Origin of the sequence: Quadrisphaera setariae (assembly GCF_008041935.1) — a bacterium.
GTDB lineage: Bacteria > Actinomycetota > Actinomycetes > Actinomycetales > Quadrisphaeraceae > Quadrisphaera > Quadrisphaera setariae.
This window is the reverse complement of record NZ_VKAC01000008.1, coordinates 133111-157828: the sequence shown is the minus strand read 5'-3', so window position 1 is coordinate 157828 and position 24718 is coordinate 133111. Positions and strand designations below refer to the sequence as shown.

The 24718-nt window shown below is 75.4% G+C and carries 24 protein-coding genes; 13 read left to right on the top strand and 11 right to left on the bottom strand.

Going from position 1 to position 24718, the window contains the following annotated elements; genetic code table 11:
* Positions 1 to 20: 20 nt before the first annotated feature.
* Together FMM08_RS14585 and FMM08_RS14580 are read left to right on the top strand one after the other, a co-directional pair.
* Entirely contained in the window at positions 21 to 1238 is a 1218-nt protein-coding gene (locus FMM08_RS14585) for a multidrug effflux MFS transporter (protein WP_147927099.1), read from the top strand.
* A 25-nt stretch (positions 1239 to 1263) separates the two neighbouring features.
* Positions 1264 to 1683, top strand: a complete 420-nt coding sequence (locus tag FMM08_RS14580; RefSeq protein ID WP_147927098.1) for a pyridoxamine 5'-phosphate oxidase family protein — start codon at positions 1264 to 1266, stop codon at positions 1681 to 1683.
* On the opposite strand, the gene FMM08_RS14575 is transcribed toward FMM08_RS14580, so the two are convergent.
* The gene (locus tag FMM08_RS14575; RefSeq protein WP_187279768.1) at positions 1668 to 2102 is read right to left on the bottom strand and encodes a DUF1801 domain-containing protein; all 435 of its coding nucleotides are present in this window, start codon (positions 2100 to 2102) and stop codon (positions 1668 to 1670) included. The genes FMM08_RS14580 and FMM08_RS14575 overlap by 16 nt on opposite strands.
* Before the next feature lie 168 nt (positions 2103 to 2270).
* Here FMM08_RS14575 and FMM08_RS14570 point away from each other — a divergent pair, with 168 nt between their 5' ends.
* From FMM08_RS14570 to FMM08_RS14555, 4 genes are all read left to right on the top strand, one after another.
* Positions 2271 to 3467 (top strand): cell wall-binding repeat-containing protein, encoded by a 1197-nt coding sequence (locus tag FMM08_RS14570; protein WP_187279767.1) that lies wholly within the window; start codon positions 2271 to 2273, stop codon positions 3465 to 3467.
* A gap of 89 nt (positions 3468 to 3556) precedes the next feature.
* A complete protein-coding gene (locus tag FMM08_RS14565) occupies positions 3557 to 4555 on the top strand; it encodes a cell wall-binding repeat-containing protein (RefSeq protein ID WP_147927096.1) in 999 nt (332 codons plus the stop codon).
* A gap of 14 nt (positions 4556 to 4569) precedes the next feature.
* Positions 4570 to 5871 (top strand): alpha/beta hydrolase, encoded by a 1302-nt coding sequence (locus FMM08_RS14560; RefSeq protein WP_187279766.1) that lies wholly within the window; start codon positions 4570 to 4572, stop codon positions 5869 to 5871.
* A 76-nt stretch (positions 5872 to 5947) separates the two neighbouring features.
* On the top strand, positions 5948 to 6430 hold the full coding sequence (locus FMM08_RS14555) for a nucleoside deaminase (RefSeq protein WP_147927094.1): 483 nt from the start codon (positions 5948 to 5950) through the stop codon (positions 6428 to 6430).
* A 19-nt stretch (positions 6431 to 6449) separates the two neighbouring features.
* Here FMM08_RS14555 and FMM08_RS14550 read toward each other — a convergent pair whose 3' ends face one another.
* Both FMM08_RS14550 and FMM08_RS14545 read right to left on the bottom strand, forming a co-directional pair.
* On the bottom strand, positions 6450 to 7451 hold the full coding sequence (locus tag FMM08_RS14550) for a FecCD family ABC transporter permease (protein WP_147927093.1): 1002 nt from the start codon (positions 7449 to 7451) through the stop codon (positions 6450 to 6452).
* A 10-nt stretch (positions 7452 to 7461) separates the two neighbouring features.
* Complete coding sequence (locus tag FMM08_RS14545; protein WP_255472409.1) at positions 7462 to 8538, bottom strand: FecCD family ABC transporter permease; 1077 nt, start codon at positions 8536 to 8538, stop codon at positions 7462 to 7464.
* A gap of 86 nt (positions 8539 to 8624) precedes the next feature.
* Here FMM08_RS14545 and FMM08_RS14540 point away from each other — a divergent pair, with 86 nt between their 5' ends.
* A complete protein-coding gene (locus tag FMM08_RS14540; protein ID WP_187279765.1) occupies positions 8625 to 9758 on the top strand; it encodes an ABC transporter substrate-binding protein in 1134 nt (377 codons plus the stop codon).
* A gap of 89 nt (positions 9759 to 9847) precedes the next feature.
* On the opposite strand, the gene FMM08_RS14535 is transcribed toward FMM08_RS14540, so the two are convergent.
* The 3 genes from FMM08_RS14535 to FMM08_RS14525 all read right to left on the bottom strand — a co-directional run bounded on the left by FMM08_RS14535 (position 9848) and on the right by FMM08_RS14525 (position 12961).
* Positions 9848 to 11128 (bottom strand): FAD-binding domain-containing protein, encoded by a 1281-nt coding sequence (locus FMM08_RS14535; protein ID WP_255472408.1) that lies wholly within the window; start codon positions 11126 to 11128, stop codon positions 9848 to 9850.
* Between the two features lie 67 nt (positions 11129 to 11195).
* Positions 11196 to 12236: an exonuclease domain-containing protein gene (locus FMM08_RS14530; RefSeq protein WP_147927092.1), complete on the bottom strand. Its 1041-nt coding sequence runs from the start codon at positions 12234 to 12236 to the stop codon at positions 11196 to 11198.
* A gap of 326 nt (positions 12237 to 12562) precedes the next feature.
* On the bottom strand, positions 12563 to 12961 hold the full coding sequence (locus tag FMM08_RS14525) for a VOC family protein (RefSeq protein WP_222710794.1): 399 nt from the start codon (positions 12959 to 12961) through the stop codon (positions 12563 to 12565).
* A 148-nt stretch (positions 12962 to 13109) separates the two neighbouring features.
* On the opposite strand from FMM08_RS14525, the gene FMM08_RS14520 reads away from it, so the two are divergent.
* Genes FMM08_RS14520 through solA form a run of 3 tightly spaced genes read left to right on the top strand, consistent with a single transcriptional unit; the run spans position 13110 to position 15548 of the window.
* On the top strand, positions 13110 to 13451 hold the full coding sequence (locus FMM08_RS14520) for a UBP-type zinc finger domain-containing protein (protein ID WP_255472407.1): 342 nt from the start codon (positions 13110 to 13112) through the stop codon (positions 13449 to 13451).
* Positions 13448 to 14422 (top strand): DUF5996 family protein, encoded by a 975-nt coding sequence (locus tag FMM08_RS14515; RefSeq protein WP_147927091.1) that lies wholly within the window; start codon positions 13448 to 13450, stop codon positions 14420 to 14422. The genes FMM08_RS14520 and FMM08_RS14515 overlap by 4 nt, the downstream gene beginning before the upstream one ends.
* Positions 14406 to 15548 carry an N-methyl-L-tryptophan oxidase gene (solA, locus tag FMM08_RS14510; protein ID WP_147927090.1) on the top strand — a complete coding sequence of 381 codons (1143 nt, stop codon included), beginning with the start codon at positions 14406 to 14408 and terminating at the stop codon, positions 15546 to 15548. The genes FMM08_RS14515 and solA overlap by 17 nt, the downstream gene beginning before the upstream one ends.
* A 13-nt stretch (positions 15549 to 15561) precedes the next feature.
* On the opposite strand, the gene FMM08_RS14505 is transcribed toward solA, so the two are convergent.
* Positions 15562 to 16470, bottom strand: a complete 909-nt coding sequence (locus FMM08_RS14505; protein ID WP_222710792.1) for a nitrilase-related carbon-nitrogen hydrolase — start codon at positions 16468 to 16470, stop codon at positions 15562 to 15564.
* 111 nt (positions 16471 to 16581) lie between these two features.
* Positions 16582 to 17181, bottom strand: a complete 600-nt coding sequence (locus tag FMM08_RS14500) for a hypothetical protein (protein WP_147927089.1) — start codon at positions 17179 to 17181, stop codon at positions 16582 to 16584.
* A gap of 213 nt (positions 17182 to 17394) precedes the next feature.
* On the opposite strand from FMM08_RS14500, the gene FMM08_RS14495 reads away from it, so the two are divergent.
* The 3 genes from FMM08_RS14495 to FMM08_RS14485 all read left to right on the top strand — a co-directional run bounded on the left by FMM08_RS14495 (position 17395) and on the right by FMM08_RS14485 (position 19647).
* Positions 17395 to 17892 carry an AMIN-like domain-containing (lipo)protein gene (locus FMM08_RS14495; protein ID WP_147927088.1) on the top strand — a complete coding sequence of 166 codons (498 nt, stop codon included), beginning with the start codon at positions 17395 to 17397 and terminating at the stop codon, positions 17890 to 17892.
* A 153-nt stretch (positions 17893 to 18045) separates the two neighbouring features.
* Positions 18046 to 18483, top strand: coding sequence for a hypothetical protein (locus tag FMM08_RS14490; RefSeq protein WP_147927087.1), 438 nt, complete (start codon positions 18046 to 18048; stop codon positions 18481 to 18483).
* Between the two features lie 72 nt (positions 18484 to 18555).
* A complete protein-coding gene (locus FMM08_RS14485; RefSeq protein WP_147927086.1) occupies positions 18556 to 19647 on the top strand; it encodes an LLM class flavin-dependent oxidoreductase in 1092 nt (363 codons plus the stop codon).
* Here FMM08_RS14485 and FMM08_RS14480 read toward each other — a convergent pair.
* Genes FMM08_RS14480 through FMM08_RS14470 form a run of 3 tightly spaced genes read right to left on the bottom strand, consistent with a single transcriptional unit; the run spans position 19604 to position 24642 of the window.
* Positions 19604 to 22924 carry an alpha-mannosidase gene (locus FMM08_RS14480; protein ID WP_147927085.1) on the bottom strand — a complete coding sequence of 1107 codons (3321 nt, stop codon included), beginning with the start codon at positions 22922 to 22924 and terminating at the stop codon, positions 19604 to 19606. The genes FMM08_RS14485 and FMM08_RS14480 overlap by 44 nt on opposite strands.
* A gap of 12 nt (positions 22925 to 22936) precedes the next feature.
* Positions 22937 to 23827: a carbohydrate ABC transporter permease gene (locus FMM08_RS14475; protein ID WP_147927084.1), complete on the bottom strand. Its 891-nt coding sequence runs from the start codon at positions 23825 to 23827 to the stop codon at positions 22937 to 22939.
* Positions 23824 to 24642, bottom strand: coding sequence for a carbohydrate ABC transporter permease (locus tag FMM08_RS14470; protein ID WP_147927184.1), 819 nt, complete (start codon positions 24640 to 24642; stop codon positions 23824 to 23826). The genes FMM08_RS14475 and FMM08_RS14470 overlap by 4 nt, the downstream gene beginning before the upstream one ends.
* Between the last annotated feature and the right edge of the window lie 76 nt (positions 24643 to 24718).

Sequence of the window (24718 nt, the reverse complement as noted above, 5' to 3'; positions counted from 1 at the left end):
CGGGCGGAGGATGGTCGCTGATGGCGACCCGTGACCAGACCCGAGTCCGCCGACCGTCACTGTTGGCCCTCGCGCTGGTCACAGGCATCGGGCCGTTCGCCACTGACACCTACCTCGCCGCGCTCCCGCAGGTCCGCGAGGCGCTGTCCACCAGCTCCGCGGGCGCGCAGCTGACCATCACCGGCTTCGTCGTCGGGCTGGCGGTCGGGCAGCTCGTCGCCGGGCCGGTCAGCGACGGGCGCGGGCGCCGGCGGGTCGTCGTCCTGAGCGCCACCGCCTTCACCGCCGCGTCCCTGGTGTGCGCCTTCGCCCCGAGCGCCCCGGTGCTCGTCGCGCTGCGCGTGCTGCAGGGGCTGGTGGCAGGCGCGGGGGTCGCCGTCGGGCGCGCCGTCATCAGCGACTCCCACGAGGGGCCGGCCGCCGCCAAGGCGTTCGGGACGCTGGCCGCCATCACGCTCCTGGCCCCCGTCATCGCCCCGGCCGTGGGCGGGCTCGTGCTCGAGGTGGCGGACTGGCGGGCCGTCTTCGGCCTCATGACCGCGCTCGGGGCGCTGATGCTCGGGGCCGCCCTGGTGGGCGTCCCGGAGACCCTGCCGCCGCAGGACCGCCAGCGCGGCGGTCTGCGGGCGCTCGGCGCCCGCGTCGCCGACCTCGCGCGCGACCGCGCCTTCGCGCACCCCGTGGCGGTCCAGTGCCTCGCCACCGCCGGGTTCTTCGTCTACATCGGCGGCTCGTCGATCGTGCTGCAGGGCTCGCTCGGTCTCAGCAGCGGCACCTACTCGCTCGTCTTCGCCACCAACGCGGCGGCCATGGCGGTGACCAGCCTGGCCTTCCGGCTCACCGTGGTCCGCCTCGGTGCTCGCACGCTGCGCCGGGCCGGCCTGCTCACGTCCTCGACCGGTGCGCTGTCGCTGCTCGCCGTCGAGATCGCCAGCCGGACCGGTGCACCGCTGGGCGCGGTGTGGCCGCTGCTCACCGTCGTCGTCGCCGGCATGGGCCTCACGCTGCCGGCGAGCACCGTGCTGGCCCAGGAGGCGGGGCGGCGCTCGGCGGGCACGGCGAGCTCGTTGCTGGGCGGGTCCGGCTTCCTCGTCGGCGCGGCCGTCACGCCGCTCACCGGACTGGTCGGAGACGAGTCGGTGCTGACCATGGCCTCGCTCATGGTGCCCGGGTTCCTGGTCGCGACCGCGGTGGCGCTCGCACCCGACCTGCGCCGGCGCTCGCCCGCTCGCCGCTGAGGGGCCGATCGGGCACCGTGGTGGCGTGGCCGACTGGAACGACGTCACCCGCTACTTCACCACCGACCAGGTCGCGCACCTGGCGACCCTCGGCAAGGACGGAGGTCCCCGGTCGGTCCCCGGGTGGGTGGGCCTGCACGACGGCGTCGCCGGCGGCCCCGACGGGCAGGGCCTGGCCTTCTTCACCGAGGCCGGGGCCGTCAAGGACCGCAACCTCACGCGCGACCCGCGCCTGGCCGTGTCGGTCACCGCTCCCGGCAACCCGCTGAGCATGGCCACCGTGCGCGGCGAGGTGGTCGACAGGCTCCAGGGCGAGCCGGCCATGGCGGTCGTGGACCGGATCTCCCTCCTGCACACCGGTCAGCCCTACCCCGAGCGCAGCGGCTTCGTGGCGTTCCTCGTGCGTCCGACCTCGTGGTGGGCCAACGACTACGCCGAGGGCTGACGGGGGTCACCGGCCGGTCCCGGTACGGCTGAGCGGGCGTGGCCGCGGCGCACCAGCTCGGTGAGGACGCCGATGTCGACGTCGTCCACACCCTTGAGGTAGACGCAGCTGACAGCGCCCTCGTGCGGTCCGAGCCGGGTGAGGAGCTCGTCGGCGTCCTGGCTGCCCCGCAGCCCGTAGAGCGCGAGCCTGGTGCCCCGCACCGCGAAGCCCACCGCCGGCCACTCGTGCGTGCGCCCGCCCGAGGCCGTCGTCGTCGTGCCGAAACCGACGATCGAGCCCCACAGCACCGGCCGCTCGCCGGTGGCCTCGGCGAAGACCTCCGCGAGCCGCCGAGCCTTCTCGCGCCGCGCCGCGGGTAGCGCGTCGAGGAAGGGCGCGAGGTCGAAGCCCGTGCGCCGCGTCTTGGGCGTCCCCATGCCCGAGGGTCCCGCTGGCCCACCGTCGCGGCAACCCCCGGCCCATCGACGCACCCGCGGTCTCACCCCCCCCGAGGCCGGGGCAGACGGTTCTGCCCCGGCGTGGCGAGCCCTCGGCTGCACGCCCGGGCTGACACGGTGCTCGGAACAGACCTGGGGGGATGGACCGTGAGCACCACGACGAGAACCGCGACGACCAAGACTGCGCGGGGGGTGCGGGTGGCCGTCGCCGCCGGCCTGGCGCTCGGCGGCCTGCTGGTGGCGGCGGCGCCGGCGCAGGCGCTGACCACCGACCGCTGGTGGGGCGCGGACCGCTTCGCGACGGCTGCCGCGGTCTCGGGCAAGGCGTTCGCGGGCGGGGCCAAGGGCGCGGTGGTGGTGAACGGCGGCAGCTCCGCCGACGCGCTCGCCGCCGCACCGCTGGCGGCGTCGCTGCACGTCCCCCTGCTCACCGTCACGGGCACCCAGCTGCCCGACGTGACGCGCGCCGAGCTCGCACGGCTGGCTCCCGAGCGCGTGTGGGTGGTCGGGGGGAGCGCCGTGGTCAGCGACGACGTCGTCAAGCAGGTGGGGCAGCTCGCGCGGGAGGGCGTCACGCGCCTGCAGGGCGCTGACCGCTACGAGACCGCTGCCATGATCGCGAAGGACCACTTCGCCGGCTCTGCGACCGAGGTCTACGTCGCCTCCGGCGAGGGCTTCGCCGATGCCCTGTCGGCCGGGGCGGCTGGCGCCGCCGTCGGTGCGCCCCTGCTGCTCACCGCTCCGGGGTCGCTTCCTGGCTCGACAGCTGCCGCGCTCGGCGCGCTGCAGCCGACGCGGATCACCGTGGTCGGCGGCACGTCCGTCGTCTCGGACGACGTGCTCGCGCAGCTCGAGGAGGGCCGACCTGGCGTGGTGGTCCGCCGCGTCTGGGGCGACGACAGGTACGAGACCGCCGCCAAGGTGGTGCTGGAGCGCACCGAGACCGCCTCGCGGGTGCTGCTGGCCAGCGGCGCGAACTTCCCCGACGCCCTCGCCGGCGCGGCCCTCGGCCAGCCGCTGCTGCTCAGCCGTCCCGACTGCCTGCCGCAGGTCACCGCCGACGCGTTCGCCAGCCTCGGGACGGAGTCGGTCACCGGGCTCGGCGGCGCCGGCGTGCTCAGCGACGCCGCGCTCACCGGGAAGGTCTGCGCGGCAGCAGCCCCGGCTCCGGCGCCGCAGCCCTCGCCCTCCTCCCCTCCGGCGGTCTCCACCGGCAGCGGGGTCTACTACGCCAACTGCGACGCCGTCCGCGCCGCCGGCAAGGCACCCATCCGCCGCGGTGACCCGGGCTACCGCTCCGGGCTGGACAGCGACGGGGACGGCGTCGGCTGCGAGCGGCGCTGACGCACCTGCGAACCTCCTGAGCGCGGCGCGCGTCCTCAGGCGCGACGCAGGCACTCCTGTCACGCTGCGTGCTGACGGACAGGAGTGACGTGATCTCGGCACCTCGCGCGCGGGCCGCCGCAGCGGCCGCCCTCGTGGTGGCGCTGCTGGCGGTGGCCCCCGCGTCCGCTCAGGCCGCCAGCACCGACCCCCGCACGGACCGGTGGTGGGGCGCGGACAGGTACGGCACCGCTGCGTCGGTCGCCGACGACGCCTTCCCGGACCCGCCGGTCGACGTCGTCGTCGTCAACGGCACGAGCTACGCCGACGCCCTGGCGGCCGCTCCGCTGGCCGCCTCCCTCGGCGGCCCGGTGCTCACCGTGTCGGCCACGGCGATCCCGTCGGAGACCCTCGCCGAGCTGCAGCAGATCGGACCCGGGGTCATCTGGGTGGTCGGAGGGCCGTCAGCGGTCAGCGACGACGTGGTCGAGCAGCTCAAGGGCTACGCCGCCTGGAGCGTCCACCGGCTCGCCGGCAAGGACCGCTACGCCACTGCCGCGAAGGTCGCCACCAAGGAGTTCACCGGTCAGAGCCAGGAGGTCTTCGTCGCCTCCGGTGAGGGGTACGCGGACGCCCTGTCGGCCGGGGCCGCCGCCGCGCACGAGGGCGCCCCGCTGCTGCTGACGGCCTCCGGCTCGCTGCCCGACGCCACGCTCGCGGCGCTGCTCGCGCTCGACCCGAAGCGCATCGTGGTGGTCGGCGGGAAGACCGCGGTCTCCGCGGGGGTGACCGATGCCCTCGAGCAGCACTGGCCCAGCCAGGTGACGCGCCTCGCCGGTGCCGACAGGTACGCCACCGCGGCGAAGGTCGCCGAGACCGTCGACCAGCCCGTCGACCCGACCGGTGACGAGGTGCTGCTGGCCAGCGGTGAGGACTTCCCCGACGCCCTCGCCGGCGCCGCCCTCGGCATGCCGCTGCTGCTGTCGCGCCAGGCGTGCGTCCCGCAGGCCACCGCTGAGGCCTTCAGCGCCCTGCACACCACGTGGGTCGACGGCCTCGGCGGGACGGACGTGCTCAGCGACGCAGCACTGGCGGGAACCACCTGCTGACCCGTGCTGGGGGCGTGCGCCGCCCCGGGGTCGAGAGCCTCGTCCGCCAGCTGGTCACCGGCGCCGGCGGGGGTGGCGGCGGCGTCGTGCACCGCCCGCTCGGTGCGCCCGGCGGTGCGACGTTCCCCCTCACCCACCTGCGCGACACGCCACCCTCGCGGCGGTGCGGTCTGCCGGTGCTGGTGGTGCCCGGCGGTCCCGGCCTGGCCTCCGCCGTGCCGTACCGGACGTGGCGCCGCCGAGCCGCGAGCCTCGGCATCGACGCGCTCATGGTCGAGCACCGCGGGGTGGGGCTCTCGCGCCGGGACGCCGGGGGCCGAGACCTCCCGGTCCCCGCGGTCACCGTCGAGTCCGTGGTGGACGACCTGGCCGCGGTCCTGGACGACGACGGCGTCGAGCGCGCCGTCGTCTACGGCGCGTCCTACGGCTCGTACCTGGCGCAGGCGTTCGCGCTGCGCCACCCGCAGCGGGTGGCGGCGCTGGTGCTCGACTCGCCCATGCTCTCGGCCGTCGACGACGTCTCCGCCGTCCGCGCCCACCGGCGCCGCCTGCTCTGGGACGGCCTGCTGGAGGACGGCGACGAGCCCGCGCTGGCCGGTGCGGCCGCCGCGGTGCGCGAGCTCGGCTCTCGTGCGCAGGGCGACGGGCGGACCAGCCAGCAGCAGGCGGAACGGATGACCGAGCTGATGACCGAGCTGATGACCGAGCTCACCGCCGTGGTGACGCTGGTCCACGAGTTCGCCGGGCCCGACGCGCTGCGTCGGCTCGTCACCGCCCGCGGGCAGGGGCGCCTGCGGTGGCTGTGGTCGTGGCTGGCCGAGCTGGGCGCCTCTGAGGCGTCGTCGTCCGTGACGCGCTTCATCAGCGAGCCCGACCTCGTCGCGGGCATCGCCTACGGCCAGCTCGGCTTCGGCCAGCCGCCGGACGGCGGCCCGCTCGACCCCCAGCTCATCCACGCCGAGGCGGCGAAGAGCCGGCCGGCGTTCGCGGGGGAGCCGTTCGACCTGGTGGCGGCGCTGCAGCGGGCGGCGTTCCCCGTGGTGGTCCTCTCCGGAGACCGCGACCTCACCACCCCGCGGCCCGTCGCCGAGCGTGCGGTGGCGCTCGCTCCGCAGGGGCTCCTCGTGGAGCTGCCGGGTACCGGGCACAGCGCCCTGGAGGTCCACCGCGAGGCATCTCTCTTCGTCGCCCGCGCCGTCGCCGACGGCGACCTCGACCGCCTCCGCGACCCGGTGGTGATCGAGCGCCTGCCCCGGCGGGGCCTGTCCCCGCTGGCCGGCTCCGCCCTGCGCGCCGTCATCCGCGCCGCGACCTGAGCGAGGTGGCGGACCTCGCCGCGCGGTGTTCTGCTGTCCGCCGGGGGAGCCACCTCCGGCCAGCCCAGGAGGACGCATGCCGCAGGACCAGCACGCAGACCGCACCGTCGAGCTGGCGCTGGCCAACGTGGACGCCGGCGGCAAGCCGTTCGCCTGCGTCGTCGTCGACCGCGCCAGCGGTGACGTGCTGGTGGAGGCGACCAACCAGGTCGCCCAGTCCGGTGACCTCACGGCGCACGCGGAGATCACCGCCATCCGCAGGCTCGCCGAGCAGGGCCGCACGGGGCTGGAGGGCTGCGACGTCTACGTCACCGCCTACCCCTGCCCGATGTGCCTGGGCGCGCTGTACTACGCCCAGCCCGAGCAGGTGGTCTACGTGGCCACGCGCGAGCAGGAGGACCGCCACTACGAGGACGGCAACCGCTACGTGACGCTGGCGAGCTTCTACGACGAGTACGCCAAGCCGGTCGACCAGCGCCGGCTGCCGGCCGTCCAGGCCGACCACCCCGACCCGGAGTCGCCGTTCCGCGCCTGGGCGCAGGCGCACCCCGACGCCTGAGCCACCGCGGTCGGGGCGGTCAGCGCCGCTCGGGCGCCCGGACCACCAGCCACAGCAGGTACGCGCCGCCGATCGCCCCCGTCACCAGCCCCACCGGCAGCTGCAGCGGCGCGAGCAGCCGCTGGGCCACGAGGTCGGCGGCGAGCAGCAGCACCGCGCCGGTCGCCGCGCTCGTGACCAGCGGCACCGACGGCGCCCGCAGCACCCGCCGCGCCAGCTGCGGAGCGGCCAGCGCCACGAAGCCGATCGGCCCGGCGGCGGCGGTCGCCGCACCGGTCAGCCCCACGGCCACGAGCACGAGCACCACGCGCGTGCGCGCCAGCGGCACGCCGAGCGCTGCGGCGACGTCGTCGCCGAGGTCGAGCACCCGCAGGGTCCGCCGGTGCAGCGCCACGACGGGGGTGAGCACGGCGACCGTGACGGCCAGCGCGGCCACGTCGGGCCAGCGGGTCACGGCCAGGCTCCCGAACAGCCAGGTCCGGGCGACCTGCGCCACCTCCAGCGGCGCCCGGGTGACGAGGTAGTCGTTGACCGACGCCAGCGCCGCGGCCAGGGCGATGCCCACCAGCACCGTCCGGTCGCTGCCCGTCCCCGCGCCGCGCGTGAGCAGCAGCACCACGGCGGCGGCCAGCCCGCCGCCGAGCCAGGCGCCCGCGGCCGGGCTCAGCGCTCCCACCCCCACGATGACGACGGCGAGGGCTCCCGTGGCCGACCCGGTGGTGAACCCGATGACGTCGGGGCTGCCGAGGGGGTTGCGCGTCAGCGTCTGGAACACCGCGCCGGCGCACGCCAGTGCGGCCCCCACCAGCAGCGCCGCCGCGAGGCGCGGCAGGCGCAGCCCGAGCACCACCACGTCGTCGGCGGGGGTGCCCTCGCCGAGGAGGGATCGCAGCACGGCGTCCGGCGACGCGCGGTAGGAGCCTCCGAGCATCGACGCCGCGGCCAGTGCCACCGCCAGCACCGCCAGCACGAAGAGCACCCGGCCTGCGCTCGTCGCTCGCCTGGTCTGGGTGCTGGTCATCGTCGAGCTCTCATCGTCGGGCACCGCTCAGCGCCAGCCACAGCAGCAGGGGCGCCCCCACGAAGGCGGTGACGATGCCGACCTCCAGCTCGGCCGGGCGCGCCACCACGCGGCCCACCACGTCGCTGGCCAGCACGAGCGCCGCCCCGCCGAGCACGCACAGCGGCAGGGTCCGCCGCAGGCCCGGGCCCACGAGCAGCCGCACGGCGTGCGGGACCACCAGCCCCACGAAGGACACCGGGCCCGCGGCGGCGGTCGCTCCGCCGCACAGCAGCGTCACCGCGAGCAGGGCGAGGAGCCTCACCCTGCCGGTCCTCAGCCCCAGCGAACGCCCCACGTCCTGCCCGAGCGCCAGCGCGTCGAGCCCCCGCCCCAGCGCCCACGCCAGCACCCCGCCCGCCACGACGACCGGCGCGACCACCAGCGCCGTGCCCAGCTGCCGCCCCTCGAGCGACCCGACCACCCAGAAGCGGTAGGAGTCGAAGGTCCGCGAGTCCAGCAGCGTCACCGCGCCGGTGACCGAGTGCAGGCACGCGGCCAGCGCCACGCCCGCGAGCACGAGGCGGACCGGGTCTCCCGAGACGCCGCGGCTGGCACCGATGGCCAGCACCGCGGCTGTCGCGAGCCCGGCTCCCACCAGCGCCGCCGCCGCGAGCCCCAGCGGCGCGCCCACCCCCAGCACCGAGATGACGACGACGACGGCCGCCGCCGCGCCGGCGTTCACCCCGAGCAGGCCGGGCTCGGCCAGCGGGTTGCGGGTGAGGGCCTGCACCACCGCCCCGGCGCAGCCGAGCGCCGCACCCACGAGCACGCCGAGCACCGTCCGGGGCACGCGCAGCTGGTTGACCACGAGGGCGTCGGGGGAGGAGCCGGGGTCCCACAGCGCCCGCAGCGCCGCGTCCGGTGGCACGGGCCGCGACCCCACCGCCAGGCTCGCGACGGCCAGGACCGCGACCAGCACGGCGAGCGCGACGCCCAGCGCGACCGCAGGCACGCGCCGAGGTGTCCTGTCCGCCTGCGCCTCGCCTGCCGCTCCTGCGTCCGCCGTCGCTGCGGTCCCCGAGGCGTCCGGGAGCCGGGCGGGCACGACGGGGCCTCCTGAGCAGCGGGTTTGCGGCGGTCGTGATCGACGGGGTACTCATCGATCTCCACGAGTAGAGGTGAGGCTAACCTATGTCCCGCGAGCCCCAGGGGCGCCCTTCCGGCGACCCCGCAGCACCCCGTCGATCATCGCGCCGAGCACAGGGCTGGCGGCTCGGCGTCGTCGTCGTGGCGGTGACCGGCCTCCTCGCCGGCTGCGGCGGGGGAGCGCTCAGCGGGGCCGACGCCGCTCCGGGAGCGTCCGCGTCGTCCGCCGCGTCTCCCGCGGCGTCGGTGCCCGACGACGAGTCCGGCTCCACCGGGAAGCACGTCGTCTCCCGGACCATGGCCGAGGGCATGGGCTCCACCCAGGCCGACGGCGTCTTCCCCCGCACGGTCACCCACTACCTCGGCACCACCGAGGTGCCGGCGGCGCCGCAGCGGATCGCCGTGGTCTCCACCGGCCAGCTCGACGCGCTGCTCACGCTCGGGCACGTGCCGGTCGCCGCGACCGTCGCGGAGTCCAACGCGCTCGTGCCCGAGTACCTCGCGCAGGCGTTCCCGGCCGACACCGCCGCGCTGGCGTCGATGACGAGCATCGGCACGCGCACCGAGCCCGACGTCGAGGCGATCGCCCAGGCCAAGCCCGACCTCATCCTCATCAACTCCACCCGCGGCAAGGACTACTACGCCGCGCTGTCCGCCATCGCCCCCACCGTGGTGACGCTGGGCAACGGCGTGAACTGGAAGAGCGACTTCCTGCTGCTCGCCGACGCGCTCGGCCAGGAGGGAGACGCGCAGGAGGTGCTCGACGGCCTCCACAGAGACGCCGCCGCCTACGCCGCGAAGCTCCCGGCCGGGAAGGCCGCGCCGACGGTGTCGTTCCTGCAGTCGACGGGCGACCGCACCCGGATCATGGGGCTGCCGTCCTTCACGGGCGGCGTCGCGGAGGACCTCGGGCTCGGGCGCCCGGCCTCGCAGCAGTTCGACGAGACCTCGCAGGACGTCAGCGCCGAGCAGCTCGACCTCGCCGACGCGGACTGGATCTTCTACGCCGCCGCCGGCGACGGCGTGCAGCTCATCACCGGGTCCGCGCTCTGGCCCGGGCTGTCCGCCGTGAAGGCCGGCCACGCAGTGCAGGTGCCGCTGGAGCCCTTCTACCTCAACGCCGGTCCGACGGCCGCGCGCCTCGTGCAGGACACCATCACCAAGACCGTCACCCCCTGACCCGCCCCGTCCGCACTTTCCGCGGCAAGTGCGCCACCGCGGCCGCTGGACGCGCACTTGCCGCGGAAAGTGCGGTGGAGGGGAAGTGGTCAGCGGCGGCGGCCGCCGCTGTTGCGCGCCGGGCGCGGACGGCTCGGCCGTCCCGCCCACGCGCTGAACGAGCGCAGCGAACCGGACCCGGGCCGGCGCAGCCACGGCCAGGGGTGCAGGGCCACCACGTCCAGCTGCGCCGAGCGGCGCTTGAACCCCGGGACGTACGCCCAGGTCGTCGCGAGGGGCCGACCGGCCAGCTCGGTGACCGGGTCGCCCAGGTGCACCTCGAGCTGCCCGGCCTCCCCGATCTCGGCCAGCGCCTCGGCGAGGAACACCAGGCGCTTGCCCGACAGCTCGAGCTTCCGCAGCAGCGGCTCGTCGAAGACGAACACCGCCGGCAGGTCGGGGTGGGCCGCCAGGGCCGGGTCGGCGTCCCCGAGGGACTCCGCCGTCAGCCAGACCGCCTCGGGTTCGCCGGTGACGAGCGGGTCCTCCGGACCGCCGTCGGTCTCCCCGCCACCTAGGGTGTCGGGCCCCTCGACCTTCGGGCCCGACTGCGCCTCGGGCCAGTCCTGCACCGGGCAGGCGTCGCGCAGCGCGCAGCTCGCGCACAGCTGCGGCGCCCGCTTCTCCACCTGCCAGCGGCTGAACCCGTAGACCCGGCCGGTGCCGGTGCCGATCGCCCACTGCCAGCCCAGGCGGTTGGCGGCCCGGGAGCCGTCGAGGAGGTTGCGGTACATCTCCTGCTCGCCCTGCCGCCAGTCGGCACCGGCGCGGACCGCCCACTGCGAGGCGAGCCACATGCGGGTCTGGTTGACCAGCCAGCCGTTGTCGCGGAGCTCGGTGGTGGTCGCGTCCATGCACGCCATCTGCCGCGGCCACGGGTCGTCGGGGCTGACCGGGGGAGCCGGCGGGGCGCTGCCCGGCGCGGGCACGGGGGCGTCGAAGCGCAGCGGTGCCCCGTTGGCCGAGCCGACCCGGGCGTACACGTGGCGGGAGTACTCCTGCCACATGAGCTCGTCGCGGAACTTCTCGCGGTCGCGGTGGGGAGCGCCGCCCGCGGCCTCCCACACGGCGGGCAGCGTCAGCAGCCCGTGGCGGATGTACGGCGAGAGGCGGCTCGCGCCGCGGCTGGGCTCGGGGAGGACGTTGCTGCGCCTGGCCGCGTACCCGGTGAGGTCGAGCGTCGCCAGCGCCGTGTCGGCGGCCGTCTGCCCACCCCGGACCGGGGAGGCTCGCACGTCGTCGGAGGAGAGGTGTCCCAGGTGCTCGCGCACCCACGCGACCACCTCCGACCGGTCATCTCCGCGGGTGACCGGCGGGGTGGGAAGGCGCACCTGGTCACCCTCGCCGATCACCTGTCCGACGGCGACCCGACCGCGGGCCAGGGTGGAGCCGCCGTCCTCACCACGCGCGGACGCGCGCCGGACGCAGGTCGATGACCGCCGGTGCTGCCGAGTCGGAGGTGGCGAGCTCGGAGGTCTCGATGAGCACCGCGGCGGTGGCGGTGTCGACCACCGGTGTTCCCAGCTGCAGCGCCCGCCGCGCCTTCGTGGTGCCGGAGTGCACGTCGTCGGTGACGAGCAGCGCCGTCCGGCCCGACACCGCACTGGTCACCCGCAGGCCGCGCTCGCGGCAGCGCTGCTCCAGGAGGGCGCGCACCTCCGGGTCGCCGCCGGTGAAGACGACGGCGTCGCCGGGTCGCAGCGACCGGGGGAGCGGCTTCGCCGCCGCACGGTCTGATAACGGCACCGGGGGTCGTAACTCACCCGCGCTCCGGAACGCGGTCCACGCACCAGGACCAGCCCCGACGACGCGCCCCCCGACCACCCTGCGCTGCCGCAGGTCGGGCGCGCGCCGCGGGGGAGCGACGACCGGCCACCGCGTCGACGCGGCCTGCCGCAGCAGCGCGGCGTGGGCGCCCGGCCCACCGGCGGCGAGGTAGCACCCGAGCAGCTCGGCGGTGGCGCGCGCGTCGCCGAGGGCGGAGTGCGCGCCGGTGAGGCGCACGCCCGCCGCGGCGCAGCAGTCGGCGAGCTTGCGCCCGGCCAGCTGCGGCAGGTGCCGCCGGCTCTCGGCGAGCGTGCACAGCTGCGGCGCCTCGGGCATGTCCACGCCCGCCCGCTCGAGCTCGGCCCGCAGGAACGGCACGTCGAAGCCGGCGTTGTGCGCGACGAGCACGCGCCCGGCCAGCACCTCGACCAGGGCGGGCACGACCTCGGCGAACCGCGGGGCCTCGCGGACGTCGACGGGGCGGATGCCGTGGACGTGCGTGGCGCCGACCGTCGGCCGGCCGGGGTGCACGAGCGTGGACCACTCCGCGCCGGAGGTGCCGTCGGGGGTGACGTGGACGACGGCGACCTCCACGATGCGCTCCGTGCGCGGGGAGAACCCGGTGGTCTCGAGGTCGAGCACGGCGAAGCCGGCGGTGGCGGGGAAGTCCACCCGGTCACGCTACGTGATCCGATCACCCTCCCCGACCACCGCCGCTGCGGCGCTCAGCCCTCCGCGTCGATGCGCTGGTCGAGCAGGGCGTCGAGGGTGCGCTGCCCGTCGAGGCGGGACTCGGCGTAGCAGGACCTGGCCCAGGCCAGGGCGAACTCCTCGGGCGTCGGCATGGTGGCTCCTCCTCGTGGGCTGCTGACCGGGCACTGGCCGTTGCCGACCGGTGGAGCGATGGTGGGGGCCGCCTGGGCGCCGCGGTGGGAGGCGGGCCGCACGTCACGAGGTGTTGACCCGGGCGTGACGCGGCACCTCGTCCCGGTCGGTCGTCACCCCTCGGTGAAGAGGCAGAACGGGTGCCCGTCCGGGTCGCGCATGACGCGGACGTCGGGCTGCGGCTGGAACGGGTCCAGCACGGCGCCGGCCTCCAGGGCCCACGCCACGGCGGCGTCGAGGTCGTCGACGACGACGTCGAGGTGGGCGGTCGCGCTCTGCCCGCCGGGGCTGCTCGGCCACGTCGGCGGGGTGAAGCACCTGTCGTGCTCGAAGCTCAGCACGGGCCCGAGGTCCGGGCTCGGAGGCCTGACCTGCGCCCAGCCCGGTTCGTCCGTCGTCACCGGCGTCCCGAGCAGCCGGGCGTAGCAGGCCGCCAGGCGCCCGGCGTCAGAGGCGGCGAGCGTCACCGAGGTGACGCGCAGGCGGGGGCGGGCGTCATCGTCGTCGACCACGGCTCGAGGCTGCCACTGGCTCCTCGCCACGGGAACCCTTGACGGGTGGGGCGCACCGCGCGTGGATGGACCCGCACCCGCTCCAGAGCCGCGGCGGGGCGCTGCAGCACGAGGAGGTCCCGTGTCCGTGGAGTGGGACGAGGAGCCCGTGATCGACCCTGACGCCGCCCCCAGCGGCGACGGGTGCGCCGAGTGCACGGCGGCGCAGCCGCCGGGGTGGTGGTTCCACCTGCGGCGGTGCGCGGCGTGCGGTCACGTCGGCTGCTGCGACTCCTCCCCGGCCCAGCACGCCACCGCCCACGCGCACGCCACCGGCCACCGCGTGGTGCAGAGCTACGAGCCCGGCGAGGACTGGCTCTGGGACTACCGCGCCGAGGTCTACGCCCGGGGCCCGCAGCTCGCTGAGCCGCGCAGCCACCCCGCGGACCAGCCCGCTCCCGGACCGGCCGGCGCCGTGCCCGCCGACTGGCAGCAGCGGCTGCACGCATGAGTCCCGCGAGCTCGGCGGCGGACGCGTGGCCGGCGCTGCGCGTGGACGAGTGGACGCCCACGCGCGACACCCTCCACATGATCACGCAGGTGGTGGGGAAGGTGCGGCTCGCGCACGCACCGCTGGTGAACCACTGGTGGCAGTCCGCCCTGTACGTCAGCGCCCGCGGCCTGACGACGTCGGCGGTGCCCGTCGGCAGCGGCGTCGTCGACCTGGAGCTCGACCTCGTCGACCACGAGCTCGTCGTGTGGAGCAGCAGCGGCGAGCGCCGCCGGGTGGGGCTGCAGGCGCGGCCCGTGGCCGACTTCTACGCCGAGCTCGTCGTCGTCCTCGACGCCCTCGGGATCGACAGGCCGCACCAGCCGCGGCCCAACGAGGTGGACCCGTCGATCCCCTTCGCCGAGGACGACGTGCACTCCGCCTACGAGCCGGAGGCCGCGCACCTGTTCTGGCGGCAGCTGGTGGCGGCCGACCGCGTGCTGGGCCGCTTCCGCGCCCGGTACAGCGGGAAGGTCAGTCCGGTGCACTTCTTCTGGGGCTCGATGGACCTCGCGTGCACGCGCTTCTCCGGCCGCCCGGCGCCGCAGCACCCCGGCGGGGCGCCGAACTGCGGTGACTGGGTGATGGTCGAGGGGTACTCCCACGAGCTGAGCAGCTGCGGCTTCTGGCCCGGCGGCGGCGAGGAGGGCGCCTTCTACGCCTACGCCTACCCCGAGCCCGACGGCTTCCACGACACCGCGGGCCTGCCCGACGGGTCCGTCTACAGCATCGAGGGCGGCCAGTTCCGGCTGCCGTACGAGGCGGTGCGCACCGCCGCCGACCCCGACGCGACGCTGATGGCCTTCCTCCAGCGCACCTACGAGGCCGCCGCCGACCCCGCCGGGTGGGACCGGGCCGCGCTCGAGGTGGACCCCGACCGGTGGCAGCACCACCGCCGGCAGCGAGGATCGGGGCGTGGAGCTGGACGCTGACGTCGCCGTCGTCGGACTGGGTGCGATGGGCTCGGCCACCGCGTGGCGCCTGGCCGCGCGGGGCGTCGACGTCGTCGGGATCGAGAAGCACCGACCCGGCCACGTGCTCGGCTCCTCGCACGGCGGCACGCGGCTGTTCCGGACGCTGTGCATGGAGCACCCGCACCTCGTGGACGTGGCACGGGAGTCGGCGCGGCTGTGGCGGGAGCTCGAGGCGAGCAGCGGCACCGAGCTGCTGCGCCTGTCCGGCGGGCTGATGCTCGGCCCGCGCGGCGGGCACGTCATCGAGGGGACGCGGCGCGCGGCGGCCGCAGCGGGTGTCGAGCTGCACGACCTCACCCGCTCCGAGCTCGCCGCGCGGTGGCCGCAGCACGCCGGTCTCGGCCCCGACGACGTCGGCCTCTTCGACGAGCAGGCCGGGGTGCTGCACCCCGAGCACGGCGTGCAGGCGGCGTGCGCCGCCGCGGAGGCGACGGGTGCGACGCTGCTGCTCGACACCGGGGTGAGCCGCGTCGAGCTGGTCGACCAGGGAGCGGTGGTCGAGACCGCCGCCCGTCGGATCCGGGTGCGCCAGGTGGTGGTGACCGCCGGGCCGTGGCTGGGTGAGCTCGTGGCGGGGATGCCGCTGGAGGTGGTGCGCACGCCGATGACGTGGTTCGCCCCGCGCGCCGGCGTCGACGCGAGCACCTTCTCGCTGGAGAGGTTCCCGATCTTCATCCGCGAGTCCGCCGACGGCTCGGTGGCCTGGGGCCACGGCGCCGCCGACGAGCACGGCGTCAAGGTGGGCCCCGAGGACGACCCCGCCTACCGCCGCACCCGCCCCGACGACTGCGACCGCGCCGTCACCCCCGCCGACTCGGCGCACGTCTCCCGGGTGGTCGCGGCGTCGCTGCCGGGCCTCGACCCGACGCCGTCGCGGGTGACCACGTGCATGGTCACGCGCAGCCCCGACATGCAGTTCCAGCTGGGGCGTCCCCACGGCGACCCGCGCCTGGTGGTCGGCGGCGGCTGCAGCGGCCACGCGTTCAAGCACGCCACCGGCATCGGGGAGTCGCTCGCGCGCGCGGTGGTGGGGGAGGAGCCGTTCGTCGACCTCGGCTTCGCCGACGTCAACCGGTTCCTCTGACCGCGCCGGCCGCTCAGACGGTGACGGCCTCGCGCTGCTCGGGGAGGTGCAGGCGAGGCGCCGACACCGCCGCGTACAGCTCCGGGCGGCGGTCGCCGAGCAGGTCACCCAGGGCGCCGGCGCGCCGGTCCCGGGAGGCGCGCAGGTCGACGTCGGCCCACGCCGTCGCCGTCCCTGGGCCCGCCTCGGCGAGCACCCAGCCGTCGGCGCCCACCACGCACGTGCCCTCGGTCCAGTCGAGGCCGCGCTCGCGTCCGGTGCGGTCGCAGCAGACCACCACGAGGTGACCGGATCGGGCCGCGGCCATGGCGACCACCTGCCCGATGGGCCGCTCACCCGCCGGGCGCGACCCCAGCGCCCAGTTGGTCGGCACTGCCAGCAGGTCGGCGCCAGCGAGGACGGCCGTGCGGACCCACTCCGGGAAGCTGAGGTCGTAGCAGATGAGGGTGCTGATCCGCCCGTGCGCGGTCTCGACCACCGGCGGCGCCGCATGACCGGGGGAGAACAGCAGGCGCTCGCCGTCCCACAGGTGCGCCTTGCGGTAGACCGCCCGCACCCCGGTGCCGTCGACGACGGCGGCGCTGTTGTGGATCCGGCCGTCCTCGCCGAGCTCGCAGAACCCTCCGACCACCACGGCACCGGGGCGCCGCCGGCAGGCCGCCGCCCAGCCGTCCAGCACGGCGCTGTCGGCGCGGACCGCCACCGAGCGGGCCTCGGCCTCGTCGGCCAGTCCGTAGCCGGACGTCGCGAGCTCAGGGAGGACGACGACGTCGGCGCCGGCGTCGACGGCCGCGGCGATCGCCGTCGTCGTCCGTCGGGCGTTGCCGGGCAGGTCCAGCAGCGTCGGCGCGAGCTGGACGGCGGTGACCCGCGCCGTCGTCGCTCTCGTCGGGACGTGCTGGGAGGGCAGCGGGAGGCTCACAGCGAGCTCCTTCTCGGCGTCGCGCGGCGGTGGTGAGCGGAGGCTAGGGCCGCGCGCGGGCGCTGTGTGGGATGCGCGCCGAGACGGCTCAGACAGCGCAGTGACCTGCGCTCAACCGGTGACCACCTCGGCGGCCCAGACGACGTCGTCCGGCACCTCGACCACCACCTGCACCAGGTGCCCTCGGCCGGTGAAGCGGTAGACCGGGGCGCCGTCCGGGCAGGTCCGCGGTGCGGCCTCCGATCCGGCGAGACCCACGCCCAGGGGCGTCGGCCGCAGGCAGCTCACGACGACGACGTAGCGGGCGCCGTCCTCCGTGAGCATCACGGGCAGGGGCGCGCTGCCGCGGTGGGCGTCCGCCGGCACCACCACGTCCTGCGGCGAGGCGCTGCGCACCCGCGCGACCGCGACCCGCTCGGCGGTCCTGGAGTCCACCCACACCCCGGGGGCCAGCTGGTCGTACCCGGCGCGCGCGGTGGTAGCGCTGCCACCGCCCGCGCCGGCTGTCTCCAGGGCGACCGGCAGGTCTGGTGACAGCAGATCACCGAGGACGACGGCGGCCAGCGCCGCGAGCGCGGTGGCCTCGGTGAGGCGATGGCGCCAGCGGTGGTGGGGGAGGTGTGCTTCTCGTGGTGCGTCGTCGGCGCAGCGGAAGGGCTCGTCGAGGTCGACGAGCAGGACGTCGACGTCCTCGTCCGCCCTGAGGGCCATCACCCAGCCTCTCACTCCGCACGCCCGTCCGCGCCTCCCCGCAGGGGCCCGGTGGTGGTGATGGTGGCGGCGTGTCGAGGTTGCGCTCCGTGACGAAGCGGGTACTCCTCCAGCATGGACGCGTGGCGTTCGCGTGGAGGCGCAGCGGCGGTCTCACGGCCCCGCCGCCGGTGGGGCGTGCGGGGAGGGCTGGCCTCGGGAGGCTGTTGCGCGGTGCTGGTCCTGGGCAGCGCCGCCGGACTGCCCGGTGCGGCTGACGCGGCTGCTTCGCCGGCCCGGTCCGCTCCGGTGGCCGCGGTCCTGGCCGCCCCGGCCCACTCGACCGTGACCGGTCTGCGCACCGGTCGGCACGCCGGTTTCGACAGGGTGGTCATCGACCTCGCCGGCGGGGTCCCTGACCACCGCGTGCGGTGGCTGCCGCGGGGAGAGCAGCTCCGCGCGGACGGCAGCGGCGACGTCGTCCGGCTGCAGGGCGACCGCGTCCTCGAGGTGACCCTCACCGGCGCCGACCGGTTCCAGGCGGCGAGCAGGACGGCGCCGAGGCTGCCCGCCGTCCGCTCGACGTACCTGTCGCCGAGCTTCGAGGCGACCGTGCAGGTGGGCGTCGGCGTGCGGACGGTGGACGGGGCCCGGGGGCGCGTCCTGCGGGTCTTCGAGGTCCACGGGGAGCACCCTCGGCTGGTCATCGACATCGTCCACCCCGGGCGCTGACGGTCAGGTGACCCCGGACGGCGCGATCGTGACCGCCGCCCGGTGGACACCCAGGCTGCGTGCTCGCCGCGACGAGGGCGCTCGCGGCGTGTCCTGCACCGGACACCGCCTGGTCGGCGCCACGCTCGTCGTCTGGAACGGTCTGGAGGAGCGATGAACTACTGCACCAACTGCGGGTCGGGGAGGTCCGGGGGCAACTTCTGCGGTGAGTGCGGCCACCGCCACGACGCCGGCGCCGTTCTCGTCGAGGAGGGCTACGAGGAGGAGCTCGCGGCCCCCGCCGCGCGGTCGTCGTCGGGGGGCAGTGGGTGGCTCGTGGTGCTGGGCATCGCGCTGGTGCTGGCCCTCGTGTTCGGCTACGGGGCGTCCCGGCCCGACATCGACACGTCCAGCCCCGCCTACGCCGAGGGCCGGCAGGCCGCGGCGGCGTACATCGCCTCCGGCGCCGAGGTGACCGCGGCGACCACCGCCCTGCAGGTCTGCGAGGTGAAGGTGGGGTCGGCAGCGACCGACGAGGCCAAGGCGGCTGCCGCCAACAACGAGGCCGGGTGCAAGGCCGCGCTCGAGGAGCACCTCCACCCGAAGGGCTGACCCACCAGCGGCGCTCTCGGCGCCGGTGGGTACTGCGTCGTGGCGCGTGCCCAGACCTGTGAAGATCTCCCGATGGACGTGGAGTTCCTCGGCATGGGTGCGCCGAACGCCCACAGCGAGCTGCTCGACAGGACGGGTCCCGCGCTCGACCCCGCCTACCTCACGCGCGTGGTGCGCGCCCACGAGGAGGCCGGGTGGGACCACGTGCTGTTCGCCTACAGCTCCGGCAGCCCCGACCCCGCGCAGTGCGCCCTGTTCGCCGCCACCGTCACCGAGACCATCAAGATCCGGTTGGCGCACCGCCCCAACGCCTCCCACCCCACGGCAGCGGCCCGCACCTTCGCCAGCCTCGACGCCCTCTCCGGCGGCCGGCTGACGGTGCACGTCATCACCGGCGGGTCCACCGCCGACCAGGCCCGCGAAGGCGACCACGTCACCAAGGACGAGCGCTACGACCGCACCGCCGAGTGGATGTCCGTGGTCATGCGCGCGCTCACGCAGACCGAGCCGTTCTCCCACGAGGGCCGCTACTACCGCTTCGACGACTTCGCCCTGCAGGTCCGCCCCGTGTCCAGCCCGCGGCCGCTGTTCTCCTTCGGCGGCTCCCCACCAGCGGCGTACCGCGTCGGTGCGGCGCAGGCCGACGTCTTCGCCCTGTTCGGCGAACCGCTGGACAGCACGCGCCAGCAGATCGCGTCCATCGAGGCCGCCGCTGCCGCCGCTGGCCGGGAGCGACCGCGGCTGCAGATCGCCTTCCGCCCGATCATCGCCCCCACCGACGCCCAGGCCTGGGCCAAGGCCGAGGACCTCCTGCGCCGCATCACCGACGTCGCCGAGCAGCGCCGCCTCGCGGCCGCGCTCGCGGGCCGCGCCGCCGAGCCGGTGGAGAACGCCGGCGCGCAGCGGCTCATCGAGGTGGCGCAGCAGCAGGAGCGCTGGGACCGCGCCCTCTGGACGCCCACCGTCACCGCGGCCGGCAACTACGGCAGCGTGACCGCGCTGGTTGGAAGCCCGGAGACGGTGGCGGCGGCGCTGCTCGACTACGCGGACCTCGGCTTCGAGATCTTCGGGCTGCGCGGCTACGACTTCATCGCCGACGCCGAGGAGTTCGGCCGCGAGGTCATCCCCCTCGTGCGCGCCGAGGCCGCCCGCCGCTCCGGGTGAAGCGCACCGTGAGCACCTGGAAGGCCCCCAGCGCGACCTCGTAGGTGCGTCCTCCCTCGGAGGCCGCTGGGGACAGGTGCTGGTCCCCGCTCCGCTCGAGGAGGTCGGTGAGCAGCGCCTCCCCGTGCTCGAAGCTCGCGGTGAGCCGGGTGGTCGCCGCGCCGCCGTGGCGCTCGGAGAGCCGGACCACCACGTCGCCCGAGCCGTCGGCGGCCAGCTTGACCGTCTCGACGACGACCGCCGGCTCACTGGAGGCCACGAGCGGCTCCACCGCGCCGCCAGCTCCTCCGGGGCCGTTCGGGACGGGGCGCAGCGGCCGGGTCGTCCGGTACCCCTCGCGCACGGCGTCGGCGATGCTGCCCACCAGCACGGCACTGCGCAGCACGTGCTGGCCGCGGTCGGCCGCCGGGTCCGGGTAGCTCGGAGCGCGCAGCAGCGACTGCCGCACCCTCACCGACGTGCCGGTTCCCCGCTGTGCCCCGTCGCCGCGTCGTGCGCGGCCAGCGCGCGGGAGGCGCTGCACGTCGTGCCCGTAGGAGTCCGCCTGCAGCAGCGCCACCCCGAGGCTCGCGTCGGCGACGTGCACCCAGCGGTGCGCCACCGCCTCGAACCGCGCGACGTCCCACGAGGTGTTGCGGTGCACCGGCCGCGTGACGTGCCCGAACTGCACCTCCGAGGCGGCCGTGGTGGTGTGCACGTCCACGTCGAGCGCCAGCTTCAGCAGGTGCTGGCCGTGGTGCCAGTCCACGGCCGTGGTGATGTCCAGGCGGTCAGCGCCGGGCAGCAGCGCGAAGGTCTGCACCACCCGGGACGGCTGCTGCGCCGCCGCGGAGGCCGGCAGGGTCCTCTCGACGACGACGGCGCGCCCGTCCTCCACGCGCAGAGCGTCGACGCCGGTGACGTCCACGGGATGGGCGAGGTCGGCGGCGTCGAGGTCCCACGCGTCGTACTGCGCGGGGGTGTCGCGGAACAGCTGCAGCAGGCCGAGCACGCCACCTGGCGGCACCACCTCCCGGCCCGCGAAGGGCCCGGTCAGCGCCCGCAGCGACACCACCAGCCCGCGGTCGTCGACCACGGCGCGCAGCACGCCGTTGTCCAGCACGGTCTCGTCGTCGTCCTGGGTGACCGCCACCGGACGGGGGAGGGGCTCCGGGACGCCGGTGCCGTGCGCGGGCACCCCGCGCCAGGCGTGCGGCGTCGGGTTGGCCAGGGCGCCTGTCGCGTCGCCCCCCAGCGCGGTGAGCGCCTCGGCGATCAGCGCTTCGAGGTCTGCGGCGACGCGGGCGTGCTCGGCCTCGGCCTGGTCGTGCACCCAGCCGATGGAGGAGCCGGGGAGGATGTCGTGGAACTGGTTCAGCAGCACCGTGCGCCAGGCCTCGCGCAGCCGCTCGAGCGGGTAGGGGCGGCCGGCGCGGACGGCGGCGGTGGCGGACCACAGCTCGGCCTCGTGGAGCAGCCGCTCGCAGCGCCGGTTGCCGCGCTTGGTGCGCGACTGCGCCGTGTACGTGCCCCGGTGGAACTCCAGGTACAGCTCACCCGCCCACACGGGCAGCGCGTCGAGGCCGCCGAACGCCTCCAGCGCCGCGTCGACGAACGCTGACGGCGGCTCCAGGGAGACGGTGGGGGAGCCGTCGAGGTCGGCCAGGCGGCGCGCCGCGCGCAGCGCCTCCCGGGTGGGGCCCCCGCCGCCGTCGCCGTAGCCGAACGGCACCAGCGACCGGTTGCCTGCCGCGCCCGCGCCGCCCGGCGCGCCGGCCGTGGCCGCCGCCTGCCGCGACGCCTTGGCCAGCTCGCGCGCCGACAGGTCGGAGTTGTACGTGTCCACCGGCATGAGGTGGGCGTAGAGGCGGGAGCCGTCCAGGCCCTCCCACGCGAGGTGGTGGTGGGGCATGGGGTTGGTGTCGTTCCAGGCGAGCTTCTGCGTGGCGAACGCCCGCATCCCCGCACCCACGGCCACCTGCGGCAGCGCCGCGGAGTACCCGAAGGAGTCGGGCAGCCACAGCACGTCGCTGCTCGCGCCCAGGTGCTCGGCGAACCACCGCGAGCCCTCCAGCAGCTGCCGCACCAGCGACTCACCCGTGGGCAGGTTGGTGTCGGACTCCACCCACATCCCGCCCACCGGCACGAACCGCCCCTGCGCCACCCGCTCGCGGATGCGCTCGAACAGCTCCGGGTGGTCGGTGCGCACCCACTCCAGCTGCTGCGCCGAGGAGCACGCGAAGACGAGGTCGGGCTCGGAGTCCATGAGCGCCAGCACGTGCGCCGTGGTCCGCGCGATCTTGCGCCGGGTCTCGCGCACCGGCCACAGCCACGCCAAGTCGATGTGGGCGTGCCCCACCGCGCTGACCCGGTGGGCGCTCGCCGCGGCGGGACCGGCCAGCACTCCCGCGAGCGCCGCGCGCCCGGCGGCCGCGGTGCTCGCCACGCCGGCCGCGCTGAACGGGTCCACGGCCGACTGCGCGGCCACGAGCGCGTCGAGCAGCTCCCGGCGGCGGGGTGAGTCAGCGGGGAGCTGCTCGGCGAGCTGCCGGACGACGACGACGTCGGCGACCAGCTCCTCCACGAGCGGGCTCGTCACCACCAGCGCGACCTCGCCGAGCCGGCGCAGCGGACGCGCTCCGGCGCTCTGGCGGCGGCCCAGCGGCGTGGGGGTGAAGCGCAGCGGCGAGCGCCCGCCCCCGCCGGACAGGTCCGGGTTGGAGGCGGCCTCGACGTGCAGCACCACGCGCTCGCCGGGGGCCGCCGCCAGGCGGACGCGGCGGCTGCGCGGGTGGAGGGAGTCGACCACCGCGCCCGCGTCGGTGTGGACGAGGCCCTCGGCGTCGAAGCCGGGCTGGCCGGAGGTGAAGCCGAGGTCGGCCTCGAGGTGGAGGACACCCCGCGGCAGCACACGTCGCGGCAGCGCGCCGCTCGGACGACCGCCGTCGTCGTCGTCGTCCTGGTCCTCCTGCGGGGCGGACAGGAGCGCCGACCACTGCGGCGGCACGACGCCCTCGAGCCGGAACCACGTGGTGGACCACGGCGGCCCCCACGCCTGCCCCGGCTCCGCCGGGGCGCCCTCGCCCGCCTCGTGGGCGGCGCGGGCCACGGCGAAGGGCACGGGCTCACCGGTCAGCCCGTCGGCGCCGGGCACCTCCCACGCGGTGAGCGCGAGCTGCTCGCCGACCGGCAGGCGGGCCTGCACCACGGCCGGCAGCAGCCGTTCGGCGAGCCACCTGTCGGTGCGGGCGAGGAGGTCCTCGACGGAGGCGGCGTGGGGCTGCGGTGCGGGGGACACGAGGGGGTTCGCTCAGTCCTTCAGGCCGGCGTTGAGGTCAGCGCTCATGACGTAGCGCTGGAACACGAGGTACAGCAGCACCAGCGGCGCCATCGAGATCACCGACGCACCCAGCAGCACCGACCAGTTGACGTTCTCCGCCCCGACGATGCTCTGCAGGGCGATCTGCAGCGTGTACTGCTTCGGGTCGTTGAGCACGATCAGCGGCCAGATGTAGTCGTTCCAGCGCCACTGGAAGCTGAAGATGGCCAGGGTGATCATGATCGGTCGCGAGATCGGCAGCATGATGCGGAAGAACGTCTGCAGCTCGCTGGAGCCGTCGATGCGTGCGGCCTCGAGCAGCTCGTCCGGCACGGTGGTGAAGAACTGCCGGAACATGAACACGCCGGTGGCGGTGAGGATCGAGGGCACGATGACGCCGGCCAGGTGGTTGTAGAGGCCCAGGTCGCGCACCACGAGGAACGACGGGGACAGGATCACCTCGGTGGGGAGCATCGTCGTGGCGATGACGCACACGGCGAACGCGCTCAGCCACCAGCTGCGGTACTTCGCCAGCGCGTACCCCGCGGCGGCGCTCGCGATGACCGTGAGCACCGTGGTGATCGTGGCCACCAGCAGCGTGTTGCCGAAGTAGCGGTAGAAGTCGAACTGGGTCCAGGCCTGGCTGTAGCCGGCCAGGGTGGGCTGCTTCGAGAAGAGCGTCAGCGGGTAGCTGAACAGCTCACCGGCGGGCTTGATCGAGCTCAGCACGAACCACGCCACGGGCACGCCGTAGACCACCACCAGCAGCCACAGCACCGCGGTGGCGCCGAGGGTGCGGGGTGCCTCGGCGCGGCGGCGGGAGCGCTGGGCGGCCTTGCGCTGCGCTGACGGGCTGGGACGCTGCGCGGTCGTGGCGCTCATCGGTTCGCCTCCATGCGGCGGTTGACCAGCATCTGCACCAGGGCGATGACCATGAGGATGAGCAGGAGCACGAACGAGGCGGCGCTGGCGTAGCCGATCTGCGCCCGCTCGAAGCCGGTCCGGTAGATGTACTGGACGATGAGGTTGTTCTCGCTGCCCGGGCCACCACCGTTGAGGGCCTGGATCAGCGCGTACTCCTTCATCGCCCCGATCGTGCCCAGCAGCACCACGATGAACGAGGTGGGTGCGATGCCCGGCAGCGTGATGTACCGGAACTTGTGCCACGGGCCGGCGCCGTCGAGGGCGGCCGCCTCGTAGTAGGACTTCGGGACGCTCTTGAGGGCCGCGATGAACAGCAGCATCGTGAAGGCGGTGCTGCCCCAGGTGGACGCGATCACCACGATGATCAGCGACAGGTTCCCGTTGCTCTGCCAGGCGACCTCGTGCAGGCCCACCTGCAGCAGCAGGTAGTTGACCAGGCCGAAGTTCTCGCCGAACAGCCAGCGCCAGATGACGCCGGCGACGATGGGGGAGATCAGCCACGGCACGAAGAAGATGACCCGGGCCACCGTCTTGCCGCGGGTGTACTCGCTGGTGAGGAGCACCGCCGACAGCAGCGAGACCACGTACGTGGCGGGCACGACCATGAGCGTGAACAGCAGCGTCCGCGTCAGCGCCGCGTAGAAGGAGCTGTCGGCGAACAGCGAGGTGTAGTTGTCCAGGCCGACGAAGCGCGCCGGGCCGACGCCGGTGTAGCTGGTGAACGAGTAGTACAGCCCGATCGCCGCCGGCCACACGAAGAACAGGGCGAACATCACGGCGTTCACGGCGATGAGCGCCAGCGGCGCCAGGACGTACCCGGGCGTGCGCGCCCGGCCCGCTCGGCCCGCG